At 64.9% G+C, this 26,124-nt stretch carries 20 protein-coding genes and 1 tRNA gene; 14 read left to right on the top strand and 7 right to left on the bottom strand.

Translation table 11 applies throughout. From position 1 onward, the window contains the following. Positions 1–6 precede the first annotated feature (6 nt). From SB4_RS01630 to SB4_RS01620, 3 genes are read right to left on the bottom strand one after another with little or no spacing between them, the layout of a single operon-like run. Positions 7–1,179 carry a D-alanyl-D-alanine carboxypeptidase family protein gene (locus SB4_RS01630; protein WP_058751145.1) on the bottom strand — a complete coding sequence of 391 codons (1,173 nt, stop codon included), beginning with the start codon at positions 1,177–1,179 and terminating at the stop codon, positions 7–9. A 31-nt stretch (positions 1,180–1,210) separates the two neighbouring features. Continuing rightward, complete coding sequence (locus tag SB4_RS01625; protein ID WP_058751144.1) at positions 1,211–1,891, bottom strand: septal ring lytic transglycosylase RlpA family protein; 681 nt, start codon at positions 1,889–1,891, stop codon at positions 1,211–1,213. Further along, the gene (locus SB4_RS01620) at positions 1,875–2,891 is read right to left on the bottom strand and encodes a lytic murein transglycosylase (RefSeq protein WP_058751143.1); all 1,017 of its coding nucleotides are present in this window, start codon (positions 2,889–2,891) and stop codon (positions 1,875–1,877) included. Before SB4_RS01620 ends, SB4_RS01625 begins: the two co-directional genes overlap by 17 nt. A 178-nt stretch (positions 2,892–3,069) precedes the next feature. On the opposite strand from SB4_RS01620, the gene SB4_RS01615 reads away from it, so the two are divergent. The 8 genes from SB4_RS01615 to SB4_RS01595 all read left to right on the top strand — a co-directional run bounded on the left by SB4_RS01615 (position 3,070) and on the right by SB4_RS01595 (position 11,519). After that, a tRNA-Ser gene (locus SB4_RS01615) sits at positions 3,070–3,159 on the top strand. 293 nt (positions 3,160–3,452) lie between these two features. Then, complete coding sequence (locus SB4_RS20490; protein ID WP_275044974.1) at positions 3,453–3,578, top strand: hypothetical protein; 126 nt, start codon at positions 3,453–3,455, stop codon at positions 3,576–3,578. Between the two features lie 25 nt (positions 3,579–3,603). Then, complete coding sequence (locus SB4_RS01610; RefSeq protein ID WP_058751142.1) at positions 3,604–3,918, top strand: helix-turn-helix domain-containing protein; 315 nt, start codon at positions 3,604–3,606, stop codon at positions 3,916–3,918. Further along, entirely contained in the window at positions 3,905–4,936 is a 1,032-nt protein-coding gene (locus SB4_RS18750; protein ID WP_082669894.1) for a reverse transcriptase family protein, read from the top strand. The genes SB4_RS01610 and SB4_RS18750 overlap by 14 nt, the downstream gene beginning before the upstream one ends. Positions 4,937–5,213: 277 nt before the next feature. Beyond that, the gene (locus tag SB4_RS01605) at positions 5,214–7,028 is read left to right on the top strand and encodes a DUF885 domain-containing protein (RefSeq protein ID WP_082669893.1); all 1,815 of its coding nucleotides are present in this window, start codon (positions 5,214–5,216) and stop codon (positions 7,026–7,028) included. A gap of 133 nt (positions 7,029–7,161) precedes the next feature. Next, positions 7,162–7,308 carry a hypothetical protein gene (locus SB4_RS19890; protein ID WP_193753711.1) on the top strand — a complete coding sequence of 49 codons (147 nt, stop codon included), beginning with the start codon at positions 7,162–7,164 and terminating at the stop codon, positions 7,306–7,308. A gap of 51 nt (positions 7,309–7,359) precedes the next feature. Then, on the top strand, positions 7,360–7,950 hold the full coding sequence (locus SB4_RS01600) for an NADPH-dependent FMN reductase (RefSeq protein ID WP_058751179.1): 591 nt from the start codon (positions 7,360–7,362) through the stop codon (positions 7,948–7,950). A gap of 494 nt (positions 7,951–8,444) precedes the next feature. Next, positions 8,445–11,519 carry a TonB-dependent receptor domain-containing protein gene (locus tag SB4_RS01595; protein ID WP_082669892.1) on the top strand — a complete coding sequence of 1,025 codons (3,075 nt, stop codon included), beginning with the start codon at positions 8,445–8,447 and terminating at the stop codon, positions 11,517–11,519. A gap of 97 nt (positions 11,520–11,616) precedes the next feature. On the opposite strand, the gene SB4_RS01590 is transcribed toward SB4_RS01595, so the two are convergent. Next, positions 11,617–13,806 carry a putative bifunctional diguanylate cyclase/phosphodiesterase gene (locus SB4_RS01590; RefSeq protein ID WP_058751140.1) on the bottom strand — a complete coding sequence of 730 codons (2,190 nt, stop codon included), beginning with the start codon at positions 13,804–13,806 and terminating at the stop codon, positions 11,617–11,619. Between the two features lie 146 nt (positions 13,807–13,952). Between SB4_RS01590 and SB4_RS01585 the strand changes: the two genes are divergently transcribed. Beyond that, positions 13,953–14,792 (top strand): hydroxypyruvate isomerase family protein, encoded by an 840-nt coding sequence (locus tag SB4_RS01585; RefSeq protein WP_058751139.1) that lies wholly within the window; start codon positions 13,953–13,955, stop codon positions 14,790–14,792. Positions 14,793–14,838: 46 nt separating this feature from the next. Here the strand turns inward: SB4_RS01585 and SB4_RS01580 are convergent, their stop codons facing one another. Then, positions 14,839–15,729: a LysR family transcriptional regulator gene (locus SB4_RS01580; protein ID WP_058751138.1), complete on the bottom strand. Its 891-nt coding sequence runs from the start codon at positions 15,727–15,729 to the stop codon at positions 14,839–14,841. 92 nt (positions 15,730–15,821) lie between these two features. Here SB4_RS01580 and SB4_RS01575 point away from each other — a divergent pair, with 92 nt between their 5' ends. Both SB4_RS01575 and SB4_RS01570 read left to right on the top strand, forming a co-directional pair. Beyond that, positions 15,822–16,808: an NAD-dependent epimerase/dehydratase family protein gene (locus SB4_RS01575; RefSeq protein ID WP_058751178.1), complete on the top strand. Its 987-nt coding sequence runs from the start codon at positions 15,822–15,824 to the stop codon at positions 16,806–16,808. A 9-nt stretch (positions 16,809–16,817) separates the two neighbouring features. Beyond that, complete coding sequence (locus SB4_RS01570; RefSeq protein WP_082669891.1) at positions 16,818–18,077, top strand: FAD-dependent oxidoreductase; 1,260 nt, start codon at positions 16,818–16,820, stop codon at positions 18,075–18,077. Here the strand turns inward: SB4_RS01570 and SB4_RS01565 are convergent. After that, the gene (locus SB4_RS01565) at positions 18,036–20,132 is read right to left on the bottom strand and encodes a TonB-dependent siderophore receptor (RefSeq protein WP_058751137.1); all 2,097 of its coding nucleotides are present in this window, start codon (positions 20,130–20,132) and stop codon (positions 18,036–18,038) included. The two genes, SB4_RS01570 and SB4_RS01565, sit on opposite strands and share 42 nt — an antisense overlap. Before the next feature lie 139 nt (positions 20,133–20,271). Further along, the gene (locus SB4_RS01560) at positions 20,272–20,520 is read right to left on the bottom strand and encodes a hypothetical protein (RefSeq protein ID WP_058751136.1); all 249 of its coding nucleotides are present in this window, start codon (positions 20,518–20,520) and stop codon (positions 20,272–20,274) included. 111 nt (positions 20,521–20,631) lie between these two features. Here SB4_RS01560 and SB4_RS01555 point away from each other — a divergent pair, with 111 nt between their 5' ends. The 3 genes from SB4_RS01555 to SB4_RS01545 all read left to right on the top strand — a co-directional run bounded on the left by SB4_RS01555 (position 20,632) and on the right by SB4_RS01545 (position 26,046). Beyond that, a complete protein-coding gene (locus SB4_RS01555; protein ID WP_058751135.1) occupies positions 20,632–21,306 on the top strand; it encodes a response regulator transcription factor in 675 nt (224 codons plus the stop codon). Next, a complete protein-coding gene (locus SB4_RS01550; protein WP_058751134.1) occupies positions 21,296–22,657 on the top strand; it encodes a sensor histidine kinase in 1,362 nt (453 codons plus the stop codon). The genes SB4_RS01555 and SB4_RS01550 overlap by 11 nt, the downstream gene beginning before the upstream one ends. Before the next feature lie 158 nt (positions 22,658–22,815). Next, the gene (locus tag SB4_RS01545; protein WP_058751177.1) at positions 22,816–26,046 is read left to right on the top strand and encodes an efflux RND transporter permease subunit; all 3,231 of its coding nucleotides are present in this window, start codon (positions 22,816–22,818) and stop codon (positions 26,044–26,046) included. The last annotated feature ends 78 nt before the right edge of the window (positions 26,047–26,124 follow it).

Below are 26,124 nucleotides of genomic sequence, written 5' to 3'. Positions count from 1 at the left end.
GGTGGATCAACCGAAGAAGGAGGTCAGCCCGGCCCAGGCGCGGCCGAAAAAGCCCGCTTCGCTCACATCCTTGTCCGCGACCAGCGGCAGGCGCTGCGCGGGCATGTCGGGCGAGCTGACGACCAGATCGGCGATATGCTGGCCCGCCTTGATTGGGGCCTTGATCGGGCCCTGATAGACGACCTTGGCGCTGATCGCGGGGTCGAGACCGGCGGGCAGCGTCACGGTAAGCTGGCGCGGCGCGACCAGGCCGACGCTGCTCGACGATCCCATCTGGACCTCGGCGTCGGCGACCTTCTTGCCCTTGGCGACGACCGGCTTGGCCTGCCATGCGCGAAAGCCCCAGTTCATGAACTTCACCGACTCCTCGGCCCGCGCGCCGAAGCTGTTCAGCCCGGCGACGACCATCACCAGACGGCGGCCATTCTGCTCGGCCGAGCCGGTGAAGCCATAGCCCGCCTCTTCGGTATGACCGGTCTTCAGCCCGTCCGCCCCGGCGACACGACCGAGTAGCGGATCGCGGTTTGCCTGGGTGATGGCGTTGCCGCCCATCGTCTTGCCCCAGGAGAAGTCACGACGCGAATAGAACTGCTTGTAGAGCTGCGGGAAGTCCTGGATCGTGTGCTCGGCCAGGTCGGCGAGGTCGCGCGCGGTGACATAGGTCACGCCGCCGTCAGGCCAGCCGTTCGACGTGCCGAAATGGCTGTTGTTCAGCCCGATCTGCTTGGCGGTCCGGTTCATCCGCTCGACGAAATTCTGCTCGGTGCCCGCGATATGCTCGGCCAGTACGACGCAGGCGTCGTTGCCCGACAGGGTGACGATACCATACAGCAGATTGGCGACGCTGACCTGTTCGTTCGGCGACAGGAACATGGTCGAACCCGCCTGCGGCCCGTGCCACTTCTTCCACGTCTCCGGCTGCACGGCGACCATGTCGCTGAGCTTCAACTGGCCCTTCTTCACCAGGTCGAAGGCGACATAGACGGTCATCATCTTCGCCATCGACGCCGGGGGCATGCGGCGATCGGCATCCCGCTGGAACAGGATCGCGCCCGAGGACAGGTCCTTCATGAAGGCGACCGGCGCGGGCGTATCGAAGGCGGGAGCGGCCGCGATCGAGGGAGTGGCGAGCGCGACCAGGGCGAGCGGAGCGGCAAAAGATGCGTACAGGGTCTTCATGGGTGTTCCGTGACCAAAGGGAGCCGGGAGGTCAATCCTGATGCAGGATGCGGGCGTCTTCATAACCGGCCTGAACCGCCGCGTCACGCAGGGCTTTGGCGGAATCGGCATTCATGCCCGATCGCTCGACGCGCCAGAGACGCCCCGCCGCACGGGCCCGCGCGTCGAACCGGCGGGCGAGCGCCACGGCCCGGTCATGGCTGGAAAAACTGCCCAGCTGCACCCGGTAGACCGCCTGCGGATCGAGGGCGATGGGCTTGGCGATCGGCGCCACCGCCGTCGCGCCCGCCAGGATCAGGCCGGGAGCACCTCCGCCCGGCGCTAGCGCGCGCAGCCGGACATGCGCGACCGCGCGCTTGTTGGTGCCGAGCAGCCGCGCCGCACCCAGCGACAGGTCCGCCACCCGGTCACCCCGGCCCGGCCCGCGATCACCGACCCGCGCGACGATCGTGCGGCCGGTATCGACATCGGTCACCTCAACCATCGATTCGAGCGGCAGGGTGCGATGCGCGATCATCACATCGTTGGGGTCGAAGCGCTTGCCCGTCGCGGTCCGCCGCCCGGCCAGCTCATGACCATACCAGCTCGCCCGCCCGGTCGCGTCATACTGGCCGTAACGCGGCGTCGACGGCGCATCGTCCTTCCCCGCCGCCGCGACCGGTGCCGCACAGAGCGCGGCCAACAGGGCGATCAGCTCAACCCGCAATCGCATCGGCCAGCAATCCCACCGACAACGCATAGAAATTGGAGCAGTTGTAATCCAGGATGACCCGGTAATTGCCGGTCAGCAGATAGGCCGTCGCGCCGGGCCCGTCCGGCTCCATCAGCGTGGCGAGCACCTGGTCGTTCGGCCAGGCTGCGCCCTGCGGCACGATGCCCATCGCGCGCCACTCGGCCATGGTGCGCCATCCGCTATGCCGCTCGAACACGCGGGGGCAGCGTGGGCTGATCAGCCGGTTGCGGACCATCGAGCGGTCGAACCCGGCCGGGATCGTCACCGCAAAGCCCCAGGGCTGGCCCGCCCGCCATCCGGCATTGACGAAGTAATTGCCGATCGAGGCCAGTGTATCGGCCTCGCTGTTCCAGATGTCCGCCCGTCCGTCGCCATCGCCATCGCGTGCGAGGCGCAGATAGATGGAGGGCAGGAACTGCGGATTGCCCGTCGCCCCCGCCCAGCTGCCCTTCAGCTGGTCGCGCGTGACGCCGCGGTCCATCATCTTCAGCGCGGCGATGAACTCGCCCTCGAACAGCGGCCGCCGCCGCCCTTCATAGGCCAGGCTGGCGAGCGAGCGGAGCAGGTCGAAATTGCCGGTATAGGCACCGTAATTGGTCTCATGACCCCAGATGGCGACCATGATCGATTCCGGCACGCCCGTCTCGCGCTCGATCCGCGACAGGCGCGGGCGCTGCGCCAGATATTTGGTGCGCCCGCGCCCGATCCGCGCGGCATCGACATGCGCGGCCTTATAGGGCGCGAAGGGACTGAAGCCGGTATTGGCGGGCCCGCCGGGCTGGCGCCGGTCCAGCTCGATCACCCGCGTGTTGAGCGTCAGCGTCGGCAGGACCGAGTCCAGCGTCGAGCGGCTCACCCCATCGGCCAGCGCGGTGCCACGCACCTGTTGCAGATAGCTCTGGAAACCGGCCTCGTCCTGGGCCTGAGCCGGTACGCCGCCGACCAGCATCGCCAAGGTCGAAATGAAGCCGAGGCGCATCACGCGCCGGGTAATTGTCCCCCACATGGGACCCTGTTTGCCATAGCCGCGCCGCCGCCGGAACCTCGCGCCACCGCAACCCAGGCACAACCAGCCGCGCTCCGCCCGTCACGATAGCCGATAATCCCCAGTAGATTCGCCCGCCCGCTTGCCGTAGAGGCACCTCCACCGCGCACGGGGAAGAGTGGCCGAGCGGTTTAAGGCACCGGTCTTGAAAACCGGCGATGGTGCAAGCCATCCGTGGGTTCGAATCCCACCTCTTCCGCCAAGACAAAGATAGAATATCGCTTGGAGCGATATTCTATCTTGCAGCCTTCGCGCAGTTGTGATTAGTTGCACTAGCGATGGTAGCTCATACTGCACCCGTCAGAAGCTGGGGCCAAAAGCCCTGTAAGGAGAAATCCTTGACTACTTCCTGTGTCTCGGCGGGGGAGCGGCGCGCCGCGCCCGCCCGGGACCGGGCGCGGCGACCCCGAGGTATAAACGCTCCGGAACAGCGCTCTCAAACTGGCCTACGGGCGCCGACCATGCCGGTCGGTGTGGCCGAAAGGAGAGCAACCAATGAGCCGTCATCCTCGCACGCAGCGGCACAAGCCGCCGGAACCGTCACGTTGGCTCATCCTTTTCAAGGTGGTCATCGCGATTGGTCAGGTGGTGACTTTCGTGAAGTATTTTCTTCGCGAATGATCAGTGACCTCGGGACAGCCGCACCATGACGAAGCGCGCCATGATAAACGAAGCGCTTCGGCTCCTCCGCCTATATTGCGGCCTATCGCAGGCGGAGATGGCTAAGAAGCTTTCAGTCTCTCAATCGATGATTTCAGACATCGAGGGAGGCCGTAAGAGCGTGACGATGGACCTTCTCGAGGCTTACAGTAACGCTATAGGGGTCCGCATGTCGCAGTTGCTCTTCTTTGCCGAAGAGATTGAGGGCCAGCCGGTTGCTCGCCGTGGTCAGTTAATCATTGCAGATAAGGTTCTGAAACTTCTTGAAAAACTGAAGCCCGCCGACCGTGAAGCAGCATAAGCAGCGGTACGAGCGATACCTTTTCAAGGATTCTCCGTGGGTCCAAGATCTTACTCAGCGCGACTTGGCAGAGTTGTTGGGCTGGAAGAAGCATCAATTGGAAGCGCTGATCCGCGATAAGGAGCGCTGGGTCAAACGCGAGCCGAAGCAGATTGGCCTGAAGCTGCGGAACTTAGCCGTTCCAACAGGTAAATTACGCACTATCCACGAGCGGCTCAAGTTTCATCTGAACAAAATTCGACAGCCCGAATACCTGTTTAGTCCGCGGAAAGGTCGATCGCAACGAGACAATGCCGAACATCACGCGCAGCAGACTCAATTCCTCAGCTTAGATATACAACAATTTTACCCTTCGACCACTGACGAGCATATCTTTCGCTGGGCGTTCCATGTCGCCGGTTTGCGGAGCGATGTGGCTGGACTGTTTACCAAGCTTGTCGCAATCGACCGCAAGATGCCATTTGGCTCGCCAGTTAGCCCAGTACTCATAACGCATATACACCGCGCAATGTTCGATGAGATATTTGCAATCTGCCAAGCCAATGGGCTCCGAATGTCTCTTTGGGTAGACGACCTGACAATCTCTGGTACCTTCGTCCGAGGTGAACTAGTCGAACAAATCAGGGGCATTATCCGCCAACGCGGCTTCCAAACTCACAAGATTGAGTTTCGATCTGCGGCACGCCGAGTGATTGTCACCGGCGTACCCATCGAACGTCGCCGGGTTATGGCACCGCGCGCTCTACATCAACGCATTCAAAACGGCTACGCGGCCCTAAGAGGCGATCTGACTGACGTTGAGCGGGGTAAGGCAATAGACAAGCTGCTTAGTGCGTTGGGCACGTATCGATACCACTTGGGCCCCTCAGAACCCGGAGGACGCAAAGCGGCAGATCGAATGGAAGCGCTTAGGGTCCGCCGGGCAAAACTCGACATGACGATGGTTACACTTCCAGCCGTGGAAAATGTGATTACTGCCTCAAGTACGTTGCCTGGGTCTGAACTGCCTTGGGAATAGCGATCGGCAAGGCTTACAATCTGCGGGTCAATGGCATCATTGAAAATGAATAATTTGCGGGCACTGAAAAACATTTATATTATTCTCTAGCGTACCTGCCCCTCCGGACAGCCGTCACCATCATTGCGACGACCGACGCCAGCTTGCGAACACACGGGCGAAAGCGGGCAGTTACAGGACCAGCGCACAGTTGCTGATTAGATTCCGAATGAATTTGCCTCCTCTCGAATAAGTGGCACGATTTGACGCAGCACCTACCACCGTTCATCAATCAGGCATGACCAGCCTGTTCTCTCGCCGCGACACCCTGATCGGCGCCACCGCCCTGACCGCTGCCACCGCGCTCCATGGGGCTGTCCCACCTGGCGATGCGGCGGGCGCGCTGCTCGATCGGATCGCTTGGGGATTGCTGCCGCTGGTGCCGGAGCGGGCGACGACGCTTGGGGTCGATGAGGGCGCTCATGCCGATCTCCGGCGGCGGCTGGAGGATCGCTCGCCCGCCGGGGTGGCGGCGCGACAGCGCTTTCTGACGCAGAGCCTGACGGAGCTGGCGCGGTTGCCGCGTACCGGGCTCGATCCCTCGACCGCGACCAGCATCGCGGTGGTCGAAAGTGCATTCCGCACCGCGCTCGACGGCATGGCGCTGCCTTATGGGGTCGCGACCATCGGCGACTGGCGCAACACGCCCTATGGCGTCATCCAGAATGTCGGATCGTGGCTCGACGTGCCGCAGATGCTGGACGGCGACCAGCCGGTCCGCAACGCCGCCGATGCGGAGGCCTATCTCGCCCGCCTCGCCGCCATGCCCGCACAACTGGATGGGGAGACGGTGCGGATTCGCCAAGCGCGCGAACAGGGGCTGGTGCCGCCGTCCTTCCTGCTCGACAAGACGATCACCGGCATGACGCGCACCATCGCCGAGGCGGCCAACACCGATGGGCCGCTGGTCGGGCCGCTGGCGCGCAAGGCAAAGGCGATCCCCGGCGACTGGACGGGCCGCGCGGCGCAGATCGTGCGGACGGCCATCGTGCCCGCGCTGGAGCGACAGCTGGCCGAACTGCGCGCCCAGCGGGCGGTGGCGAGCGATGCGCCCGGCATGGGCACCCGCCCGCATGGCCCCGCATGGTACGCCTGGGGCCTGCGCGCCGGGACCACCACCCGCCGCAGCCCGACCGAGCTGCACCAGATGGGCCGCGACCGGCTGGCCGACCTCCAGGCACAGATGGACGTCATCCTACGCAAGGAAGGGCTGACCCAGGGCAGCGTCGCCGAGCGCGCCATCGCCTATCAGCGTCGCCCCGGCATCGGCTTTCCCGACAATGACGAAGGGCGCCAACAGATCGTCGCCTATATGCAGGCGAAGATCGACGCGATCCGCCCGCGCTTGCCGCAAGCATTCCGGCGGCTGGCGCGCGGCCATCTGGAGATCCGGCGGATGCCGCTGGCGCAGGAGGCGGGTGCCCCAGCGGCCTATGGCGGCCCCGGCACGATCGACGGACGCGAGCCGGGCAAGGTCTGGGTCAATCTGGGCGATCCGACCATCCACAATCGCGTGACCATTCCCGATCTGGTCTATCACGAGGGTATTCCGGGCCATGTCTGGCAGGGCGAATATGCGCAGAAGCTGCCGCTGATCCGATCGATCCTGGCGTTCAATGCCTATTCGGAGGGCTGGGCGCTCTATTCCGAGCAGCTGGCCGACGAGCTCGGGATGTACGCCGACGATCCGGCGGGGCGGCTAGGCTATCTGATGGGGCTGGCATGGCGCGCGGTGCGGTTGATCGTCGACACCGGCATCCACGCGATCGGCTGGTCGCGCGACAAGGCGCTGGCCGAGTTCATCGCCGCCACCGGCCTGCCGCGCACCAATGCGGTGAGCGAAGTGGACCGCTATTGCGCCTGGCCGGGCCAAGCCTGCGGTTACGAGGTCGGCCGCGCCGAGATCGTCGCCCAGCGCGCCCGTGCGAAAGCGGCGCTGGGGGCCCGTTACGACCTGCGCGACTTCGACCAGGCGGTGGTCGATGGCGGCAACGTGCCGCTGAACGTGCTGGCCGACAATGTGTCGCGCTATATCGCGGGCGCGCGGGGCTAGCCGACCGCTTCAGGTCCGCGCCCAGGGCGCCTTCGCCAGCGCCTGGGCCAGAGCCTGCACCCGCAAGGGTCGAAGGCGGCATATCACCATAGTCGCCGCCCGGGCGCTGGTTCTGAATGGCGAGGATCATCAGATGGTGCCCTTTGCCACCAGCGGCAGGCTGTCGCGAGACGTCGTGAAGGGTGCGGTGCCTACATCCTATCCGGGCTATCCGCCCGACATGCCGATCACTCGTGCCGACCGGATCAACGCCGATCTGCTCGCGTTTATCGAGGCGTGAAGCTGGACGGGCGGCCCGATGGTCCACCCGCTCCATGATGGGAGAGGCATGATGGCCGACCGCATATTGATCTTCTACGGCTCCTACCGATCCGACCGACAGGGTATCCGGCTAGCCGATTTCCTCGTCCGATCGTTCGGGGAACGCGGAGCCGAGGCCGAACTGATCGACGCCAAGGCCATCGGCCTTCCAATGCTGGACCGGATGTACAAGGAATATCCCGCAGGCGAAGCGCCGCCTGCGCTGGAGGAACTGGCGGGCAAGATCCGCGCGGCCGATGCATTCGTCTTCGTGACTGGCGAGTATAATTGGGGCCAGCAGCCGGGCCTGAAGAACCTGACCGACCATTTCCTGGAGGAATGGTTCTGGCGCCCGGCGGCGATTGCCAGCTATTCGGCCGGGCGCCTGGCGGGCGCCCATGCCAGCGTCGCCTGGCACGGTACATTGACCGAGATGGGCATGGTCGTGGTGTCGAGCACACTGCCGGTCGGCGGCATCGGGCACGCCCTGGATGCGGAGGGGCGTCCGACCGGAGACGGCGGCGCATCGCTTACCCGCGCCTTTCCGCGCTTCGCCGACGATCTCGCCTGGTGGACCGCCGCCGCCCGCGAACACCGCGCTCGCGTCGCCCCACCTTATTGAGCTTCGAGCTATCGACGGGTGCGTCAGCTAACCCGATTTAACACCAGAAGATGACAGTGCCCTATACCATCCATGCTGTCGGCCATGAACCATGGAGGTTATGTGTCGTTTTTATCGCTTTGAAGTTCGATATCCCTTCCCTTTATAAATAATGACTTAGGGCACAGCCAGCTCTCGCGCCGCGAGATTTCGTCATATATTTCAGATGCTTAGATGAATCGCCAAAGTATCATGGCCTCCGAACCATTCTGGTTGCTAGGCTGAGCTCAGCCTCGCTTTTTGGGATTGAGCGCCATGATATGACGCTTCCACCCGGGTTGCTATTGGTCTTCTAATGGACTTGATCACAAAAGTGACTTCGTTAGGTTCGCACGACGGAAACGTCGTAAATATCAAAAGAATTTTTGCGACGTCCCGGGAAGAACACGGCCGATAGAGCTGAAGATACGACAGGGAAACGGCGGACAATTTCGCCAAATTTTAGGGGGAAGACTATGACAAAAAAGGGGTTTCTACTCGCTACTAGCTGCGCCGCGATCGTTTGGGCCATGCCCGCCGCCGCTCAGTCTGACCAAGCGACGCCAGCTGCGTCCGATTCGGCCAAAAGCGAGAGCCGCAAAAATGCAGAGCGTGAAAATGTCCGCCTGAACGCCGACGATGCGGGCCCGTCGAGTAACGGCTCGAACGATGTCGTCGTAACCGGATCGCGCATCGTGAATCCGAACCTGGCCTCCGCCGCGCCGATCCAGGCGATCTCGGCCCAGGAAATCAAGCTCAGCGGCGCGGTAAATATTGAGGACGTTCTCAATCGCCTACCGCAGATCGTTCCTTATGCGCCGCAGGCCGATGACGAAGGCAACGGCACCGCGCGCGTCAACCTGCGCAACATCGGCGGTTCGGGCGGAGCGGCGCTCGTCCTACTCGATGGTCAGCGGTTGGGTGGCCAAGTGGCGGCCGACGTCAACTCGATCCCCCCTGCCCTGGTTCAGCGCGTCGACGTGCTGACCGGCGGGGCGGCCGCGGTGTACGGCCCGGACGCCCTGACCGGCGTCGTCAACTTCATTCTGAAGAAGAATTTCAAGGGGCTGCAGGTCGATGCCAATTACGGCTTTTTCAACCATCTGAACCGCAGCAACATCGTCACGGACACGGCCCGGTCGCGCGGTTTCCCGACGCCGTTGGGCTGGGCCAATGACGGTGCGCGCGCGACCATCAACATTGCGGCGGGAACCCAACTGTTCGACGATCGCCTGTCGCTGTCCAGCTACTTCAGCTACCGCCACACCGACAACCTGCCATATAATTCTCGCTCGTCCCAAGCCTGCCACTTGTTGCAGGCTGGCATCGACGGAGCACTGAGCTGCGATAGCACGCTCTATTCGCGCTATGGCTACATCTACAATCTGAACGGCGGAACACCGCAGATCAACGCGAATGACGGCAGCCGAGTCTTCCGCCCCTATCGCAACACACAAAATGCGATGACCGATCGCCAGAACCGCATGGACGACAGCTATCAGATGCTGCGTGCGAATGAGCGGTATAATGCGGGCGGGTTTCTGTCGTTCAAGGCGACCGATTGGGCAGAGATCTACGGCAGCTACATGTATACCCGCAACACCAGCCAGGGGACGTACCTGCCCGCCACGATCGGTGAGCAGACCAATGGCACGGGCGGCTATCAGTTGAACTGCAACAACCCGCTGATGTCGGCTCAGCAGGCCGGCGTGCTTTGCGGTGCGCTGGCGGGTACGGCAGCAACGGTGCCGATCGACTTCGGCTATCGCTTCCAGCATTATCCGACACGCTCGATCGATTATCAGCAAATCTACAATCGTGCGACCCTGGGCGTGCGCGGCGACTTCGGCGGCGCATGGCATTATGACGTTGGCGGCGTCTGGGCCAAGAGCCTGGTCAAGAGCGCGATCAACCGCAACTGGGCGCCATCGGGCGAAAACATCGCCAAGGCGCTGAACGTCGTCAGCGTCAACGGCGTGCCGACCTGCGTGTCGAAGGTGAACGGCTCGGACCCGGCCTGTGTCCCGCTCGACATCTTCCGCGGAGATTCGGACGACCCTGCCGCCTACAATTATATCTTCGCCTATGCACCCAACGGACCGCGTCGCAATGTCGGCTATTTCTTCGACGTGCAGGCCAATATCAGCGGCGACTTGGGCCGATACGGCATCCGCTCGCCGCTCGCGACCGACGGCGTGCAGATCAGCCTGGGTGCCGAGCTGCGTCGCGATATTGCGAACAACTTCACCAGTGCCGACTACAACACGATCATCCAGGGCACGCCCAACCCCTCCTCCTTCTCGCGCGGCACCCAGACCGCCAAGGAACTGGCAGCCGAAATCCAGCTGCCGCTGATCCAGGATCAGTCCTGGACGCACCTGCTGGGCTTCAGCGGCGGTTATCGCGCATCGAATTACGACACTTCGTCGCGGACCTTCTTCAGCACCTGGAAGCTGGAGGGGACCTGGGCACCGATCCGCGACATCCGCTTCCGCGTGGCGCGCAACTTCGCCTCACGCGCGCCCAACGTCTTCGAGGCGACGGAGAACATCAATTTCGCGCGCAGCCTGAACTTCGTCGACATCTGCGGTGCATCGACCGCAACCGGCGGTGCCCCGGCAGCGAGCCTGGCCGCGTGCCAGTTGCAGCCAGGCTTCAACCCGGCGACCTATGGCAGTGTGTCGATCCGTTGCCCGGATGCTGGATGTATCTATCGCAACGGCGCAGTCGACCCCGCGCTGGGGCCACAGACTGCCAACACCCTGACCTATGGCCTCGTACTGACGCCGAGCTTCCTGCCGCGCTTCAGCTTCTCGGTCGACCATTATGAGATCAGGTACAATAACCAGATCGTCGGCCTGGATCAGGATACGATCATTAACAACTGCATCGACTATACGGCCAATCCGACCGAGCTGAATAAGATTTCGTGTCAACAATTTGTCCGTAACGGCAACGGTACGCTGTACGGCAATATCAACAACCCGACGTCGGGCTATGTCAGCTCGCTCGTGCTGAACGTGCCCAACCAGATCGGTACCACCGGCTATGACTTCCAGGGTCATTACGACCTGCCGGTCGGCTCGGGCACCTTTGCCACCGACTTCAACGGCGGCCTGGTCACCAGCGCGGCCTCGATCAGCAACCAGTCGGGTAGCGTAGGATATTTCGGCGACGGCGTGGGTAATCCCATTCCGAAGTGGCGTCATAACCTGCGCGGCACGTTCACCGGTCAAGACGGTCTGTTCCAGGTATCGCTGAATTGGCGCTACATCTCGGCCACCCAGAGCGGCACGGTCCGTCGCACGGTCCAGAACACCTTCGCGCGTATTCCCAATTACAGCTATTTCGACTTGGCGGCGAATGTGAACATCGCCAAGCGGATGACATTGGGCGTGACGATCAACAACCTGCTGGACAAGGACCCACCGATCATTCCGGCGCGGGGTGGCAACAACACCTATTCGATCAATGGCTGGCAGAACTCGCCGGTCAACTTCTACGACATCTACGGACGCTATATCCAGTTCTCGATCACGACGAACTTCTGACCGGGCGTGGCCGCGATCCGGTCGTGGCCAACTCCGAGAAAGCGAACCCCCGGTGGCTAAGCCGCCGGGGGCTCCTTTCGTGCCAGAGGGGCTGCCGCTAACCGGTCCGCAAGATCGTCTGGGGCGGCGCCGGCGGAGTCTCGGCCAAATTGCCTTCGCCAGCCGTCGAAGCAAAAAGCTCGCGAATTGCTGCGGCCTCCATGGGCCGTCCGGTGAACCAGCCCTGGGCCTGCGACCAGCCATTGGTTCTCAGCCAGTCGAGCTGCTCCTGTGTCTCGACCCCTTCGGCCGTCGTCGTCATCTCGAAGGCACGGCCCATTTCCCCGGCTGCTCGTGCGATCGCTTGCGACTGGCGCGAGCTGCCGACGTCGCCGACGAAGCAGCGGTCCAGCTTCAGCTTGTCGAACGGGAAATGCCGCAGATAGGACAGTGACGAATAGCCGGTGCCGAAATCGTCCAGCGCGATCCGAACCCCGGCCTTGCGCAGGGCATGAAGGATGGCGAGGTTGCGCTCGTTTTCGTTCAAGAGCACGGATTCGGTGATCTCCAGCTCCAGACGCCCGGGCGCCAGCCCGACCTCGGCCAGCGCACCCACGACGCGCCGGGGCAGCGTTTCGTCGCGGATCTGGATCGGCGACAGGTTGACCGCGATCGTCTTATCCTCTGGCCAAGCCGACGCTTCCCGACACGCCTCCGACAGAACCCAGTTGCCGACGGGGACGATCAGGCCCGTATCCTCGGCCAGCGGGATGAACTCGTCAGGCCGCACATCGCCCCGCGTCGGATGCCGCCAGCGCAGCAACGCTTCCGCGCCTGCAAAGCGGCCGGTGGCGATGTCCATGATCGGCTGATAGACCAGCCGCAATTCGCCCCGCCCCAGCGCCGCCTCCAGGTCGAGCTTCATCGACTGACGCGCCTGCACCCGTTCGGCCATCGGCGTGTCGAAGGTGCGGATCACGCCGCGTCCTTCCGCCTTGGCCCGGTAGAGCGCAATATCGGCCGCGCGAAACAGGTCGTTGTCCGAGGCATGGGTGGGCGAAGAGGCCGCGATGCCGATGCTGGCGGCCAGCTTGATCGCGACCCCATCGACCATGAAGGGCTTCGATAAGCTCATCATCAGCGCACGGGCCAAGGCCTCTGGCCCGCGCGTCCCGGGTCCGGGCAGATGGACGACCGCAAACTCGTCGCCGCCCAGCCGCGCCAGCACATCGCCCTCACCCAGCATCGTGGTCAGTCGGAGCGCGACGGCCCGCAACAGCTCATCGCCGACCGAATGACCCAGCGTATCGTTGACCTCCTTGAACTGGTCCAGGTCGAGCAGCAGGATATGCGTCTCTCGCTCCAGCCGCTGCTCGAAGGCGTGGCGCAGCGCTGCGCTGAACACCGCCCGGTTGGCCAGTCCGGTCAGCGGGTCTTCATGGGCGAGCTGGACAAGCGCATCGCTAGCGCGGCGCCGCTCCGTCATGTCGTGGAAGAACACGGCCAATCCGTCGCCCATCGGGCACGCCTTGACGTCTACCCACATGTCGAGATCGGCCACATAGGACTCGAATCGAACCGGTTCTCCCGTTTCGATCGCCTGCTGAAAATGGATCTCGAATTCGGAACCGCGATAATCGTCGTAGAGGTCCCAGAAGGAGTCGCCTACCTTACCGCGACGCAGCCTTCCGACGAAGGCTGCGCCTCGTGTGTTCATGAACGTGATGCGCCAGTCGCGGTCCATGACCATGACCATGTCGGTCGTGCTTTCCAGCACGCTGCGGGTCAGCACCTCGCTGGTTTTCAAGGCCGCTTCGGCCAGATACCGGTCATGCCTGTCCTCGACCATGCCGTGCCAGCAGAGAATCGAACCGTCTTCCGCCCGACGCGGTGCCAGGCGGCATTGGAACCAGCGCCATTCGCCGCCGCGCATGACCAGCCGGAAATCCGTCTCCATCGCTTCGCCGGTGGAAAGGGCATGCTTCCACACGGCCTGAACCCGCTCGACATCCTCACGACAAATCGCCGCCGCCCAGCCGTCTCCCTGGCTTTCCTGAATGGTCAGGCCCGTCAGCCTCTCCCAGAGCGGGGGCAGATGGACGATTTCGCCGCTGGGTTTCGCCGTCCACGGAATCTGGTTGCCCAGCTCGCACGCGAATTGATGGCGGGCTTCCTGGTCGGCAAGGCGTTCGGTCAGGTCGGATATGGCCGCTTCCAAGGCAGCGATACGCTGGACCGCGGCAAGATCGCTGTCTTGCCGCTCGGCAGAATGATCGACGAATCGATCCTGCTCAGACGTCTTGCTCAATGTTTACGCTGCCCTGTTTACTCATCCATGTTGGACCAGCTTAGGGCGAAATGCCTAAAGATAGGGTTTCCGTGCCAAGCACATGGCCGATCAAATCGACGGGGTGCATCCCTTGCGCTCCCCGTCCGCTGGGCTAGGCTGCGGTCATGATCGATCGACGCCATCTTCTCGGATCTTCGCTGGCCCTTTGTGCCACGTCCGGCCTTGCCGCCACGCCCTCCACCGCCGGGCGGCTGAAGCAATCGGTCAGCCGCTGGTGTTATCAGGACATTCCGCTCGACACTCTGTGCGCCGCCGCCGCGAAGATGGGATTGCAGGGCATCGACCTGTTGCAACCCGCCGAGTATGACGTGCCGCGTCGCTACGGCCTGCGCTGCACCATGGGCTATGCCGCCGATATGATGACGATCGCCAACGGCCTGAACCGGCGCGAAAATCATGCGGCCATCGAACAGGCCTTTCGCATCGGCATCCCCCAGGCGGCCAAGGCGGGCGTGCCCAATGTCATCGCCTTTTCGGGCAATCGCCGCGGCCTGTCAGACGAGGAGGGCGCGGCCAATATGATCATCGGCCTCAACCGACTGAAGCCCATTGCGGAGGACCACGGCGTCACGATCTGCGTAGAGCTGCTCAACAGCAAGATCGACCATGCCGATTATATGGCCGATCACACCGCATGGGGCGTGGGCGTGTGCAAGGCGGTCAATTCGCCACGGGTCAAGCTGCTCTACGACATCTATCACATGCAGATCATGGAGGGCGACCTGATCGATACGATCCGCAAGAACATCGCCTGGCTCGGTCATTTCCATACCGGCGGCGTTCCCGGTCGCCACAATCTGGACGATACGCAGGAAGTGAACTGGCGCGCGGTCGCCAAGAGCATCGCGGACCTGCGGTTCGATGGCTATCTGGCGCATGAATTCGTGCCCACCGGCGACCCGCTGACCGCGCTGGCACAGGCGGTTCGCACCTGTACCGTCTGATCGCGCGGGTTGCCCTTGGGCCGGTTCGCTCCCCAACGTCAGTCGATCAACCGGCGGCAACCGCCGCCAGCGCCGAAGCCAGCGCGTCGAACACCACGCGGCACCGGGCCGTGCGCCGTAGATCCTCATGCGCGACGATCCACAGGGGCAACGGCAGGTCCAGCGCATCGGCGAGGACGCGGACCAGCGTGGGATCACGCCGTGCAACGACGGTCTGGCAGATCCCGATGCCGAACCCGGCCTGGATGGCGGCGAACTGCGCACCGTCGCTGTCCACGCGCAGGGCGAAACTGGACCGGTCGATTCCCGGCAGGTGCCGCATGGCCGCGCGGATGAAGCGGGTCTCCGTATCGAAGCCGATGAGGTCGTGGTCGACCAGATCGGCCAGCGTGATCGGCACCCCGCGTCGGTCGAGATAATCGCGACGGGCATGAAAGCCCAGGCGAACATCGCCGACATGCCGGGCGATCAGCGCCTGTTGCCTTGGCTCGAACATCCGCACCGCGATATCGGCCTGCCTCTGCAACAGATCGTCCGGCTCGTCGGACAGCGACAATTCGATCGTCAGCGCGGGGTGCGCCCGGCGCAAAGCGACCAGGATCGGCGGCAGGTGCATGACGCCGACCGCCTGGCTGGCGCTGATCCTCAACACGCCCGCAACCGCGTCCGGTTCACCACTGCCCGAGCGTCGCAACGCCTCCGCCGCGCTGACAAGCATATCGGCATGGGGGCGTAGCGCGAGCGCACGGTCAGTCGGCGACAGGCCCCGCTGCGAACGAACGAAAAGCGTGGCGCCGATCGCCTGCTCCAACGTGTCTATGTGCCGCGCAATGCTGGGCTGCGTCATGCCCAGCCGCCGCGCCGCGCCCGATAGCGATCCTTCGCGCAGCACCGCCGCGAAGCTCCGATAGACGTCCCAACTGGGTTCGCTGTTCATCGATTTCCGTATAGCATATCGCCACTTTTCAGCAATTTCCGTTTGGTCGCTCTCGCCTCATTTTGCGCTTCATCACCATGAAGGAGGCGATCATGACACAGCGAACTGCCCTGATCCTGGGAGCCACCGGCGGCATCGGCGGCACCATGGCCCGACGATTGCTGGCGCGCGGATGGCGGGTGCGGGCATTGACCCGAACGACGGCGACATCGCTGGCCGACGGATGCGAACGCGTCATCGGCGATGCCATGCACGCCGCCAGTGTGATCGAAGCGGCGACAGGGGCCGAGGCGATCATCCATGCCGTGAACCCGCCGGGCTATCGTAACTGGAGCACGCTGGTCCTGCCCATGCTCGACAGCACGCTGGCCGCCGCGCGGGCGAACGGCGCTCGTATCGTCCTGCCGGGAACGGTCTATAATTTCGGGGCGGACGCTTTTCCGCTGATCGCTGAAGAGGCACCCCAGCGCCCCCAAACCACCAAGGGCGCGATCCGGGTCGAGATGGAACGGCGGCTGGCGGCGGCGGCCGAGGCCGGGGACGCGACGGTGTTGATCGTCCGCGCTGGCGACTATTTCGGCCCCGGCGCCGCTAATAACTGGTTCGGTCAGGGCCTCGTCACGCCTGGCGCTCGGCCACGCGTCATCCGCAATCCCGGCGGGCGGGGCATCGGCCATCAATGGGCCTTTCTGCCGGATGTCGCCGAAACGATGGCGCGGCTGCTCGACCGCCCCGCCCTGCCCGCCTTTGCCCGCTTTCATATGCAGGGGCACTGGGACGCGGATGGTCGCCGGATGGTCGAGGCGATCGCGCGTGCGCTCGGAGATCCCTCTGTCCCGATCCGCCGCCTGCCCTGGTGGCAGCTTCGCCTGGCCGCGCTGGTCGCCACGACGCCGCGCGAGTTGATGGAAATGCGCTATCTGTGGCAGCAACCGGTCCGCATGACGAACGATCGTCTGGTGGCGGAACTCGGTCAGGAACCCCATACCCCGCTGGACGAGGCCGTGCGGCGGACATTGGCAGGACTGGGGTGCATCGATCCCGTCAAAGATGGTGCCTCCGTCGCCCAGCACGGCTAGGCTGGCGGGATGCAGCGTCTCCATATCGCCATTGCGGGTTGTGGCCCGGCGGGTCTAGCCACCGCGTTGCTGCTGCATCGCGACGGCCACCATGTCACCCTGTTCGAGCGGTTCGATGCGCCGCGCCCGGTCGGATCGGGGCTGATGATCCAGCCGACCGGCTTTGCGGTGCTTCGCGAACTGGGCGTGGCCGATGCGCTACTCGACCATGGCGCGCGGGTCGACCGGCTGCACGGCGAGGCGGGCAATAGCGGTCGGATCGTCCTCGATGTCCGTTATGCGGCGCTGGGCAAGCATGCGGGCTTCGGGGTCGGCGTCCACCGCGCGACGCTGTTCACCCTGCTGCACCGGGCGGTCGCGGCCGAGGGGATCGCCGTCGAGACCGGCTGCGCGGTGACGGGGAGCGAGCTTTCGGCCGGGGATCGTCGCTATCTTTTGCTCGAAGGAGATCGGCGGATCGGACCGTTCGACCTGATCGTCGACGCCCTCGGCACGCGCACCCCGCTCGCCCCGCCCTGTGGCAAGGCGCTGTCCTATGGCGCGCTATGGGGAACGCTGGACTGGCCCATCAATGCGGGGTTCGATCCCGGCACGCTCGAACAACGCTATTGGCGGGCCAGCAAGATGGTCGGCGTCCTGCCCATCGGCCGGTTTCCCGGCGAGACGCGCCAGCAGGCGGCGCTGTTCTGGTCGCTCCGCGCCGATCGGCTGGCGGAATGGCGGACGGCGGGGCTGGAACATTGGAAGGCTGAGGTGTCCGCTCTCTGGCCCGCGACCCGCGCGCTGCTCGACCAAATCGGATCGGCGGAGCAACTTACCTTCGCTCATTACGCACATCGCACGCTGTCGACCCCGGCCGAGACGGGGATGATCCATATCGGCGACGCGTGGCACTCGGCCAGCCCGCAGCTGGGCCAGGGCGCGAACATGGCGTTGCTGGATGCCTATGCGCTGGCGATGGCCTTGCGGGGCTCGACCGACGTCGCGGCCGCACTCGGCAAGGCGGTCGCGATGCGGCGGCGACACGTCCATCTCTATCAGGCGCTGACCGCACTGTTCACACCCGTCTATCAATCCGACAGCCGGATGATCCCCTTCATCCGCGACCGGATCGTCGGCCCCTTGTCGAAGCTCTGGCCCGCGCCGCGCATCCAGGCCGCAACGGTCAGCGGGCTGATCGGCAACCCGCTGAAACCCCTGTTCGGCAATAGCCGCAGCGTGCTCTCCTCAGAGATCGAGCGACAGGCTCAGCCGCACCGTCCGGGGTAGCCCCTGCGCCAACAAACTAGATCCGGTTGACGCCCAGTAGCGCCGGTCGGTGATATTGTCGCCATAGGCGCGGATCGTCGCCGTCTTGCCCAGCAGGACGAAGCGATAGGCGCCGCCGAGATCGAAGGTCGTATACCCCGGCGCATAGCCTTGGTTGAACGCGTTCACCGCACGCCGCCCGACCCGGAACATACCCGCCGAAACACTCAGACCCGGCACTTGGGGCAAACGATACTCGGCGAAGAGCGAGCCGGAGAATTTGGCGGCATTTTCGATCTGCTTGCCGACCACGCTGGCCGCGCCGGTCCGCTGCCGCGCCGACAATGTCATGGCGCTCGCCGTGATCGACAGGTTGCGGCCGACTTCGCCGACCGCGGTGAACTCACCGCCTTCGTACACCGCCTCCCCGTCCTGCACGAAGACATTGGCGCCGTTGAGATAGGCGGAGGGTCGCGCGATGTGGAACCAGGTGCCCGTCAACAGCAATCCGGCCATCGGCTCCAGCTTGACGCCCGCTTCCTTCTGGCGGCTGATCGCGGCGGGCAGGATCTCGCCCGCATTGTTGGCGATCTGCTGCGCGATGGGGCCCGGCTCCAGACCCTCGATATAATTGGCATAGACGCTGGCCCAGTGCACCGGCTTCACCATCAGGCCATAGGACAGCGTGTCGGGCTCGACCTTGTAGGAGCTGGTCCGGCTGACATCCGTATAGCGGGTCTTGCGCCAGCCGATCGTCGCCTGCAGCCAGTCGCCCAGAGCGGCGCGGTCGAACACGTAGAAGCCCAGATCCTCGGTCCGGGTCGGGTTGGGAATGATCCGGGGCGGCGGGGCCTGGTACGGGATCGCGACCGGCGCATAGAGGTTCTGTGCGAAGGTCCGCCGCACGGCGGTCGGCACATTGCCGTCGCGGGTCTGGAAAGCGAGCCCGACCAGCAGGTTATGCTCGATCGGACCGGTGCGGACCACGCCCGACACGTCGCCGCGATAGACCATGTTGGTATAGTCGTTGCCGGTCGTCTGCGCGACGGTCAGCGTGCCGTTGCCGCTGACCGGATCATAACGGCCAAAGGAGGAATAGGCCCGGTCGCGCGTCAGATAGGAGCGCCCCACCGCACCCGCAAAGCGCCAGCCGGGTGCGAAATCGTAATTCACACGCGCGAGCAGGTTCGTTTCCTTGCCCCGCGCCTGCATCCAGTCCGCCCCCAGATTCTGGCGCGGAGAGGGCAGCGGCGGCAGCGTGATCGTGCCGTTGACGGCGGTCAGGCTGAACTCGGTCGGCTCGGTGATCGATTTATAGATATACTCGCCGTCGAGCAGCACCTGGACATTGTCGGCGGGCTTCCAGTCGAACGCCGCACTGACGAAGGCGCGCACGCCATCGGTCCGCCGCACACCGGTTTGCAGGATACCGGTCCCCGCGTTGAGGCGCAGCCCGGCCGTGCCAAAACGGCGGCTGACATCGGCATGGACTCCGAGCGAGCCGTTGATGTCGCCCTGCAACTCGACACGCGTCACCGGCTGCGCGGCGGGGCGCTCGGTGACCAGATTGACGATGCCCGACGGCGTGGCAAAGCCGTAATAGAGACCCGCGGCACCCTTCAGCACCTCGATCCGGTCGAGGCTTTCGATCGGCTGCTCGATCAGGTTCACCACCGGCAGCACGCCGTTCCAGCGGACATTGGTGAAGTTGTTGAGCGTGATCCCGCGCACCGCGAGATTGCTGTAGATGCTGGTGTTGATCTGCGCCTGGCCGACCCCGGCGGTGTTGCGCACCGCATCGTTGATCGATCGCGCCTGCTGCGCGTCGAGCAGCGAGCGCGTCATGATCGCGACGGTCAGCGGCGTATCGACCAGCCGCGCATCGCGGAACGTACCCGCCTGCACGAAGTCCGCGCCGAAACTGTCCCGGCGATCGGCGGTGACAACGATCTCATTAGTTGGTGTGTCCGCCATGGACTGCGCCAGGACAGGCGTGGCGAACACCGGCGCAGTCGAGACAAGCGCCATCGATAGCAGAAGCACCCGCGCCCTGCGGGCCTGCGACACAGCAAGCATGCATATTTCCCCTTCGACGGGGCTCATGCCACTCATGAGAATGACATGCAATAGCTATCGAAGAGGCGTCGGGCGGGCTTGTCGCGGGCACTGGCAGATGGTCTGCAGAGATGGGCGAGGCCTTGAGAACCAAGCCCCCTCAGACGTCGTGATGCGCGGTCGAACCCCGCAAGCCTTGCCCCGCGCGATCATGGAAATCCTTATGGGCATGATGGTGCCGCAATCGGGGATGCGCTGGCGGTTCGTAGCAGGGCGTCGCATCGCTCATCGGCGCGGCGGAGAGCGGACAGGGATCGTCGCCGGCCGCTATCGCTACGGGATGATCGTGCGGCCCCATCGGCGATATCGCCGCCAGCGCGAACAGGACAGGATAGGCGGGAAGGATCATGGCAGGTGAACCCAGAAATGATGGGGCTCTCCTGCGCCGGGTCGAGATGGCAGGCGAGTTAAATGAATTTCACTTTGCCTCGGGCCCGCCAGGTGGAATGCGAAGGGCGATATGGCGCGGATATTGGTGATCGAGGATGACGAGGCGACCGCAGGCGCGATCGTCGCGGAGCTGCAACGTCAGGGCCATGACGTGGCCCACGCCGCCGATGGCGAAGCCGGGTTGCAGATGGCGACGCAGGACGGCTTCGACGCGATCACGCTCGACCGGATGCTGCCCGGCTGCGACGGCTTGTCCGTCGTCGCGCGGCTGCGCGAACGGCATATCGCGATCCCCGTGCTGATGCTCAGCGCCTTGAGCGATGTGGACGAGCGTATCGCGGGCCTGCGCGCGGGCGGCGACGATTATCTGACCAAGCCGTTCGACCTTGCGGAGATGGCGATGCGGGTCGAGGTGATGCTGCGGCGGCGCGAACAGGCCGAGGCCGTCATCCTGCGCGGCGGCGGCATCGAGCTGGATCTCGTCCGCCGCACGGTGCGGGTCGATGGCGATCCGGTACGCCTGCTGCACATGGAGTTCCGCCTGCTGGAGTTCCTTATGCGAAATCGCGGCGAAGTGGTGACGCGGCGGATCATCTTCGAGCAGGTCTGGGGTTATTATTTCGATCCGGGCGCGAACCTGATCAGCGTGCACATCGCCCGGCTGCGCAAGAAGATCGACCGGCCCGACCGCCCCTCGCCGATCCAGACGGTCAAGGGCGAGGGATATCTGTTCGATGCGGGGTGAGACGCGGCTGCGGCTGCGCGAGATCGTCGGGATCAGCACCTTTCGCCTGTCGATCGCGCTGGGCGGGGTGTTCGTCACCGGGCTGATCGTGATGCTCGGTGTCGTCTATATCGTACTGGCGCGCGACATGACGGCGCGCAGCGACCATATCCTGCACGCCGCCGCCCGTCGCCTGGTGACGGTTCCTGCCGAGGACCTGCCCGACCGCATCCAGGCCGAGTTGAACCGCGACCAGAGCGGGTTCAACTATCTCGCGCTGGTCGCACAGGACGGCAGCGTCGTGATCGGCAACCTTCACGACGGCCGCACGCCGCCGGTCAGCCGGGTGACCGATGTCGAGGCGACCCGCGAGCACGGCCCCTTGCGCCTGCTGGCGATCCGTACCCGCCGGGGTGAGACATTGGTTGTCGGGCGAGACATCACGCTGCTGCGCGACCTACGACACACACTGTTCGAGACGCTGGTCGTCAGTGGCCTGCTGACCCTGTTGTGCATCGCCGCCGTCGCGATCCCCTTCGGCCGCGCCCCGCTCCGCCGCGTTCGTGCGCTGCAAAGCGCCAGCCGCGAGATCGCAACCGGCAATTTCGCGGTGCGGATGCCCATCGCCGGGCGGCATGACGAACTCGACCAGTTCGCAGCGACCATGAACGCCACCGTCGAGGAGATCGGCCGTGTCGTCGCCCAGGTAAAGGGCGTGACCGACGCGATCGCGCACGACCTGCGCACACCGCTCACCCGCGTGCGTACGACGCTGCACGGTCTTCGCCGAGAGGCGGGCGATCCGCAGGCCGTCGCCGCCGGGCTGGACCGCGCCGCCGCCGACCTCGACCTCGTGCTCGAACGCTTTGCCGCGCTGCTGCGCATCTCCGAACTGGAGGCGAGCCAGCGACGGGCGGGCTTCCAAACGGTCGACCTCGTGCTGCTCGCCCAGCGGGTGTGCGACCTGTACGAACCGCTGGCCGAGGACCGCGACATCGCGCTCGTCGCCACCAGCCAGCCGCTCCGTATCGAGGGCGACGAAAAGCTGTTGTTCGAGGCGCTGAGCAATCTGGTCGACAATGCGATCAAATTCACGCCGCCGGGCGGCACGGTCCGAGTGGCGGTGTTCGAGGACGGGGGCGCACCTGCGATCGAGGTCCGCGACGACGGGCCCGGCATCGCGCCCGACCAGCGAGAGGCGGTGCTGCGCCGCTTCCACCGCGGGGCCGACGCACAAGGACTGCCCGGCAGCGGCCTGGGTCTGAGCGTCGTCGTCGCCATTCTGCACCTGCACGGCTTTACGCTGCGGCTGGGTGATGCAGGGCCCGGTCTTGCCGCACGGATCGCGATGGGGCGCACCTCTAGCCAGTAGCGCCATGCCCGGCCGTGACGGCCGCCCGAGGTGAAATTCATTTAAGTCGCCATTTCGCACCCGCAGCGCGAAGGGATGCGGGTCGACGGCGGCGCGTGGTCCCCTCCCCCCTTACCCGCGCGCCGTCGGCACCATTCGTGTCCGACACCGGGATGCCCATGCTTCAGCTCGTCAAGCTCGCCCTCGCCAAACCCTATACCTTCGTCGTCCTTGCGATCCTGATCGTGCTGGGCGGCGGCATCGCGGCGGTCGAGACGCCGACCGACATCTTTCCCGATATCCGTATCCCGGTGATCGCCGCGGTCTGGAGCTATCGCGGCCTGCCGCCGCGCGACATGTCGGGGCGCGTCGTGTATTATTACGAGCGCTCTCTGTCGGCGACCGTCAACGATATCGATCATATCGAGAGCCAGTCGCTGTCGGGCGTCGGCATCGTGAAGATCTTCTTCCGCCCCGGCGTCGACGTCCGCACCGCCACCGCCCAGGTGACGGCGGCGTCGCAGACGGTGCTGAAGCAGATGCCGCCCGGCATCACCCCGCCGCTGATCCTGAACTACAACGCCTCGACCGTGCCGATCCTGCAGCTTGCCTTGTCGGGCAAGGGCCTGTCCGAACAGAAGATCTACGACCTGGGCCAGAACATGATCCGCCCGGCGCTGGCCTCGGTGCAGGGTGCCGCGATCCCGTCGCCTTATGGCGGCAAGGAACGCCAGATCCAGATCGACCTCGATCCCGCCGCGCTACAGGCGCATCGCCTGTCGGCCACCGACGTCGCCAATGCGCTGGCCCAGCAGAACCAGATCATCCCCGCTGGCACCGCCAAGATCGGCCAGTACGAATATAATCTGCGCCTGAACAACAGCCCCGATGCGATCGACGACCTGAACGCCTTGCCGATCAAGACGGTGGACGGCGCGACCGTACTGATGCGCGACGTCGCCCATGTCCGCGACGGATCACCGCCGCAACGCAACGAAGTGCGCGTCGACGGCGCGCGATCCGTCCTGATGACCGTGCTGAAGAGCGGTTCGGCCTCGACCATCGCGATCGTCGATCAGGTCAAGGCGCTGATGCCCAAGCTTGCGGCCACGCTGCCCCCGGGCCTCTCGGTCAAGCTGCTGTCCGACCAGTCGGTCTTCGTGAAGGCGGCCGTGTCCGGCGTGATGCGCGAAGGGGCGATCGCGGCGGTGCTGACCAGCCTGATGATCCTGCTGTTCCTGGGCTCTTGGCGCTCGACCATCATCATCGCCGCGTCGATCCCGTTGGCGATCCTGGCCGCCATCGCCGGGCTGGCGCTCGCCGGGCAGACGCTGAACATCATGACGCTGGGTGGCCTGGCGCTGGCGGTCGGCATCCTGGTCGACGATGCGACGGTGACGATCGAGAATATCAACTGGCACCTGGAACAGGGTAAGCCGGTGCGCGACGCGATCCTGGACGGCGCGAGGCAGATCGTCGGCCCCGCCTTCGTCTCGCTGCTGTGCATCTGCATCGCCTTCCTGCCGATGTTCTTCCTGCCGGGTGTGGCGGGCTTCCTGTTCGCGCCGATGGCGCTGGCGGTCGTCTTCGCGATGATCGCCTCGTTCGTCCTGTCGCGCACGCTGGTGCCGACGATGGGCAATTACCTGCTGCGCGATCATGCGACCGAACACACGGCCGAAGTCATGATGACGCATGACGCCCAGGCTGGCCGCCCCGACACGCGCAATCCGCTGCGCCGGTTCCAGCATGGCTTCGAGATGCGGTTCGAGCGGGTGCGCAGCTATTACCTCACCATCCTCGCCGCCGCGCTGGGCCGCCGCAGGGCCTTCGTCATCGGCTTCACGGGCGTCGTCCTCGTGTCGTTCGCGCTGGTGCCGCTGCTTGGCCGCACCTTCTTCCCGACGGTCGATTCCGGCCAGATCAGCCTGCACGTCCGCGCGCCAGTCGGCACCCGGATCGAGGAGACCGCCGCGCTGTTCGACCATATCGAGGATCGCATCCGCAGCGTGATCCCGCCCGACCAGCTGGACACCATCGTCGACAATATCGGCCTGCCGGTCAGCGGCATCAACCGCGCCTATTCCAACACCGGCGGCGTCGGCCCGCAGGACGGCGACATCCTCGTCACGCTGAAGGAAGGCCATGCGCCGACCCAGGGCTTCGTCAAATCCTTGCGCGAGACGCTGCCCGCGGCCTTCCCCGGATCGTCCTTCGCCTTCCTGCCCGCCGATATCGTCAGCCAGATCCTGAACTTCGGGGCTCCCGCCCCCATCGACGTGCAGGTCGCAGGCGCCGATACCAAGGGCGGCGAGGCCTATGCCCGGATGCTGGTGGCCAAGCTATCGCGCATTCCCGGACTGGCCGACGTCCGGCTGCAACAGGCATCCAACTATCCCGAATATGCCGTCGATATCGATCGCGACCAGGCGAGCCGGGTCGGCATCACCGAGAACGACGTGACGCGCAGCTTGGCGGTCAATCTGTCGGGCAGCTTCCAGGTCGCACCGACCTTCTGGCTGAACCCCAAGAACGGGGTGTCCTACCCGATCGTCGTGCAGGCCCCGCAATATCGCGCGAGCACGGTCGAGCAGCTCGACAACCTGCCGATCACCGGTACGACGCCGGGCAGCTTCCAGATCCTGGGTGCGCTGGGCACGCTCCATCGCGAACCCAGCCCCGCGCTGGTGTCGCACTATGCCGTCCAGCCGGTGTTCGACGTGTTCGCCACCACCCAGGGCCGCGACTTGGGGGCCGTTGCCGCCGACATCCGCAAGGTCATCGACCAGACCAAGGGCCAGCTGCCCAAGGGATCGTCCGTCGCCATGCGCGGACAAGTGGAAACCATGAACACCGCCTTTGTCGGCTTGATCCTGGGTCTGGCCGGGGCCATCGTGCTGATCTACCTGCTGATCGTCGTCAATTTCCAGAGCTGGGTCGATCCGCTGGTGATCGTCAGCGCGCTGCCCGCCGCGCTGGCCGGGATCGTGTGGATGCTGTTCGCGACGCACACGCCGCTCAGCGTTCCGGCCCTGACCGGCGCGATCATGTGCATGGGCGTGGCGACGGCGAACAGCGTGCTGGTGGTCAGCTTCGCCCGCGAGCGGCTGGCGGCGTGCGGCAATGCGGTGCAGGCCGCGATGGAGGCCGGAGCCACCCGTTTCCGCCCGGTCCTGATGACCGCGCTGTCGATGATCATCGGCATGGCCCCGATGGCGCTCGCGTTCGGCGAGGGCGGCGAACAGAATGCGCCGCTGGGCCGTGCGGTGATCGGCGGACTGATCTGCGCGACGATCGCGACGCTGGTCTTCGTGCCCGTCGTCTTCGCCATCGCGCACCGCAAATCCTCGGCACCCGCTGCCCAACCCCCATCCCATGACCTCCCGATCGGAGATGCGATCCATGCATGACGCAGCCCCCCTGCCCTGTCTCTTATCCCCATCTGACGCTGCCGACGACCTTCCGCGTGTCGATATCGATGAGCGCGG

The sequence above is a fragment of the Sphingomonas sanguinis genome (assembly GCF_001476905.1).
Classification (GTDB): domain Bacteria; phylum Pseudomonadota; class Alphaproteobacteria; order Sphingomonadales; family Sphingomonadaceae; genus Sphingomonas; species Sphingomonas sanguinis_B.
Note: the sequence above shows the minus strand (reverse complement) of the source record. Positions and strands in the feature narration are given on the sequence as shown.

Excerpts from the sequence above, each read along its gene's own strand:
- SB4_RS01630 (WP_058751145.1), bottom strand. The coding sequence starts at position 1,179 with ATGAAGACCCTGTACGCATCTTTTGCCGCTCCGCTCGCCCTGGTCGCG.
- SB4_RS01625 (WP_058751144.1), bottom strand. The coding sequence starts at position 1,891 with ATGCGATTGCGGGTTGAGCTGATCGCCCTGTTGGCCGCGCTCTGTGCG.
- SB4_RS01620 (WP_058751143.1), bottom strand. The coding sequence starts at position 2,891 with ATGCGCCTCGGCTTCATTTCGACCTTGGCGATGCTGGTCGGCGGCGTA.
- SB4_RS20490 (WP_275044974.1), top strand. The coding sequence starts at position 3,453 with ATGAGCCGTCATCCTCGCACGCAGCGGCACAAGCCGCCGGAACCGTCA.
- SB4_RS01610 (WP_058751142.1), top strand. The coding sequence starts at position 3,604 with ATGACGAAGCGCGCCATGATAAACGAAGCGCTTCGGCTCCTCCGCCTA.
- SB4_RS01605 (WP_082669893.1), top strand. The coding sequence starts at position 5,214 with ATGACCAGCCTGTTCTCTCGCCGCGACACCCTGATCGGCGCCACCGCC.
- SB4_RS19890 (WP_193753711.1), top strand. The coding sequence starts at position 7,162 with ATGGTGCCCTTTGCCACCAGCGGCAGGCTGTCGCGAGACGTCGTGAAG.
- SB4_RS01600 (WP_058751179.1), top strand. The coding sequence starts at position 7,360 with ATGGCCGACCGCATATTGATCTTCTACGGCTCCTACCGATCCGACCGA.
- SB4_RS01595 (WP_082669892.1), top strand. The coding sequence starts at position 8,445 with ATGACAAAAAAGGGGTTTCTACTCGCTACTAGCTGCGCCGCGATCGTT.
- SB4_RS01585 (WP_058751139.1), top strand. The coding sequence starts at position 13,953 with ATGATCGATCGACGCCATCTTCTCGGATCTTCGCTGGCCCTTTGTGCC.
- SB4_RS01580 (WP_058751138.1), bottom strand. The coding sequence starts at position 15,729 with ATGAACAGCGAACCCAGTTGGGACGTCTATCGGAGCTTCGCGGCGGTG.
- SB4_RS01575 (WP_058751178.1), top strand. The coding sequence starts at position 15,822 with ATGACACAGCGAACTGCCCTGATCCTGGGAGCCACCGGCGGCATCGGC.
- SB4_RS01570 (WP_082669891.1), top strand. The coding sequence starts at position 16,818 with ATGCAGCGTCTCCATATCGCCATTGCGGGTTGTGGCCCGGCGGGTCTA.
- SB4_RS01565 (WP_058751137.1), bottom strand. The coding sequence starts at position 20,132 with ATGCTTGCTGTGTCGCAGGCCCGCAGGGCGCGGGTGCTTCTGCTATCG.
- SB4_RS01560 (WP_058751136.1), bottom strand. The coding sequence starts at position 20,520 with ATGATCCTTCCCGCCTATCCTGTCCTGTTCGCGCTGGCGGCGATATCG.
- SB4_RS01555 (WP_058751135.1), top strand. The coding sequence starts at position 20,632 with ATGGCGCGGATATTGGTGATCGAGGATGACGAGGCGACCGCAGGCGCG.
- SB4_RS01550 (WP_058751134.1), top strand. The coding sequence starts at position 21,296 with ATGCGGGGTGAGACGCGGCTGCGGCTGCGCGAGATCGTCGGGATCAGC.
- SB4_RS01545 (WP_058751177.1), top strand. The coding sequence starts at position 22,816 with ATGCTTCAGCTCGTCAAGCTCGCCCTCGCCAAACCCTATACCTTCGTC.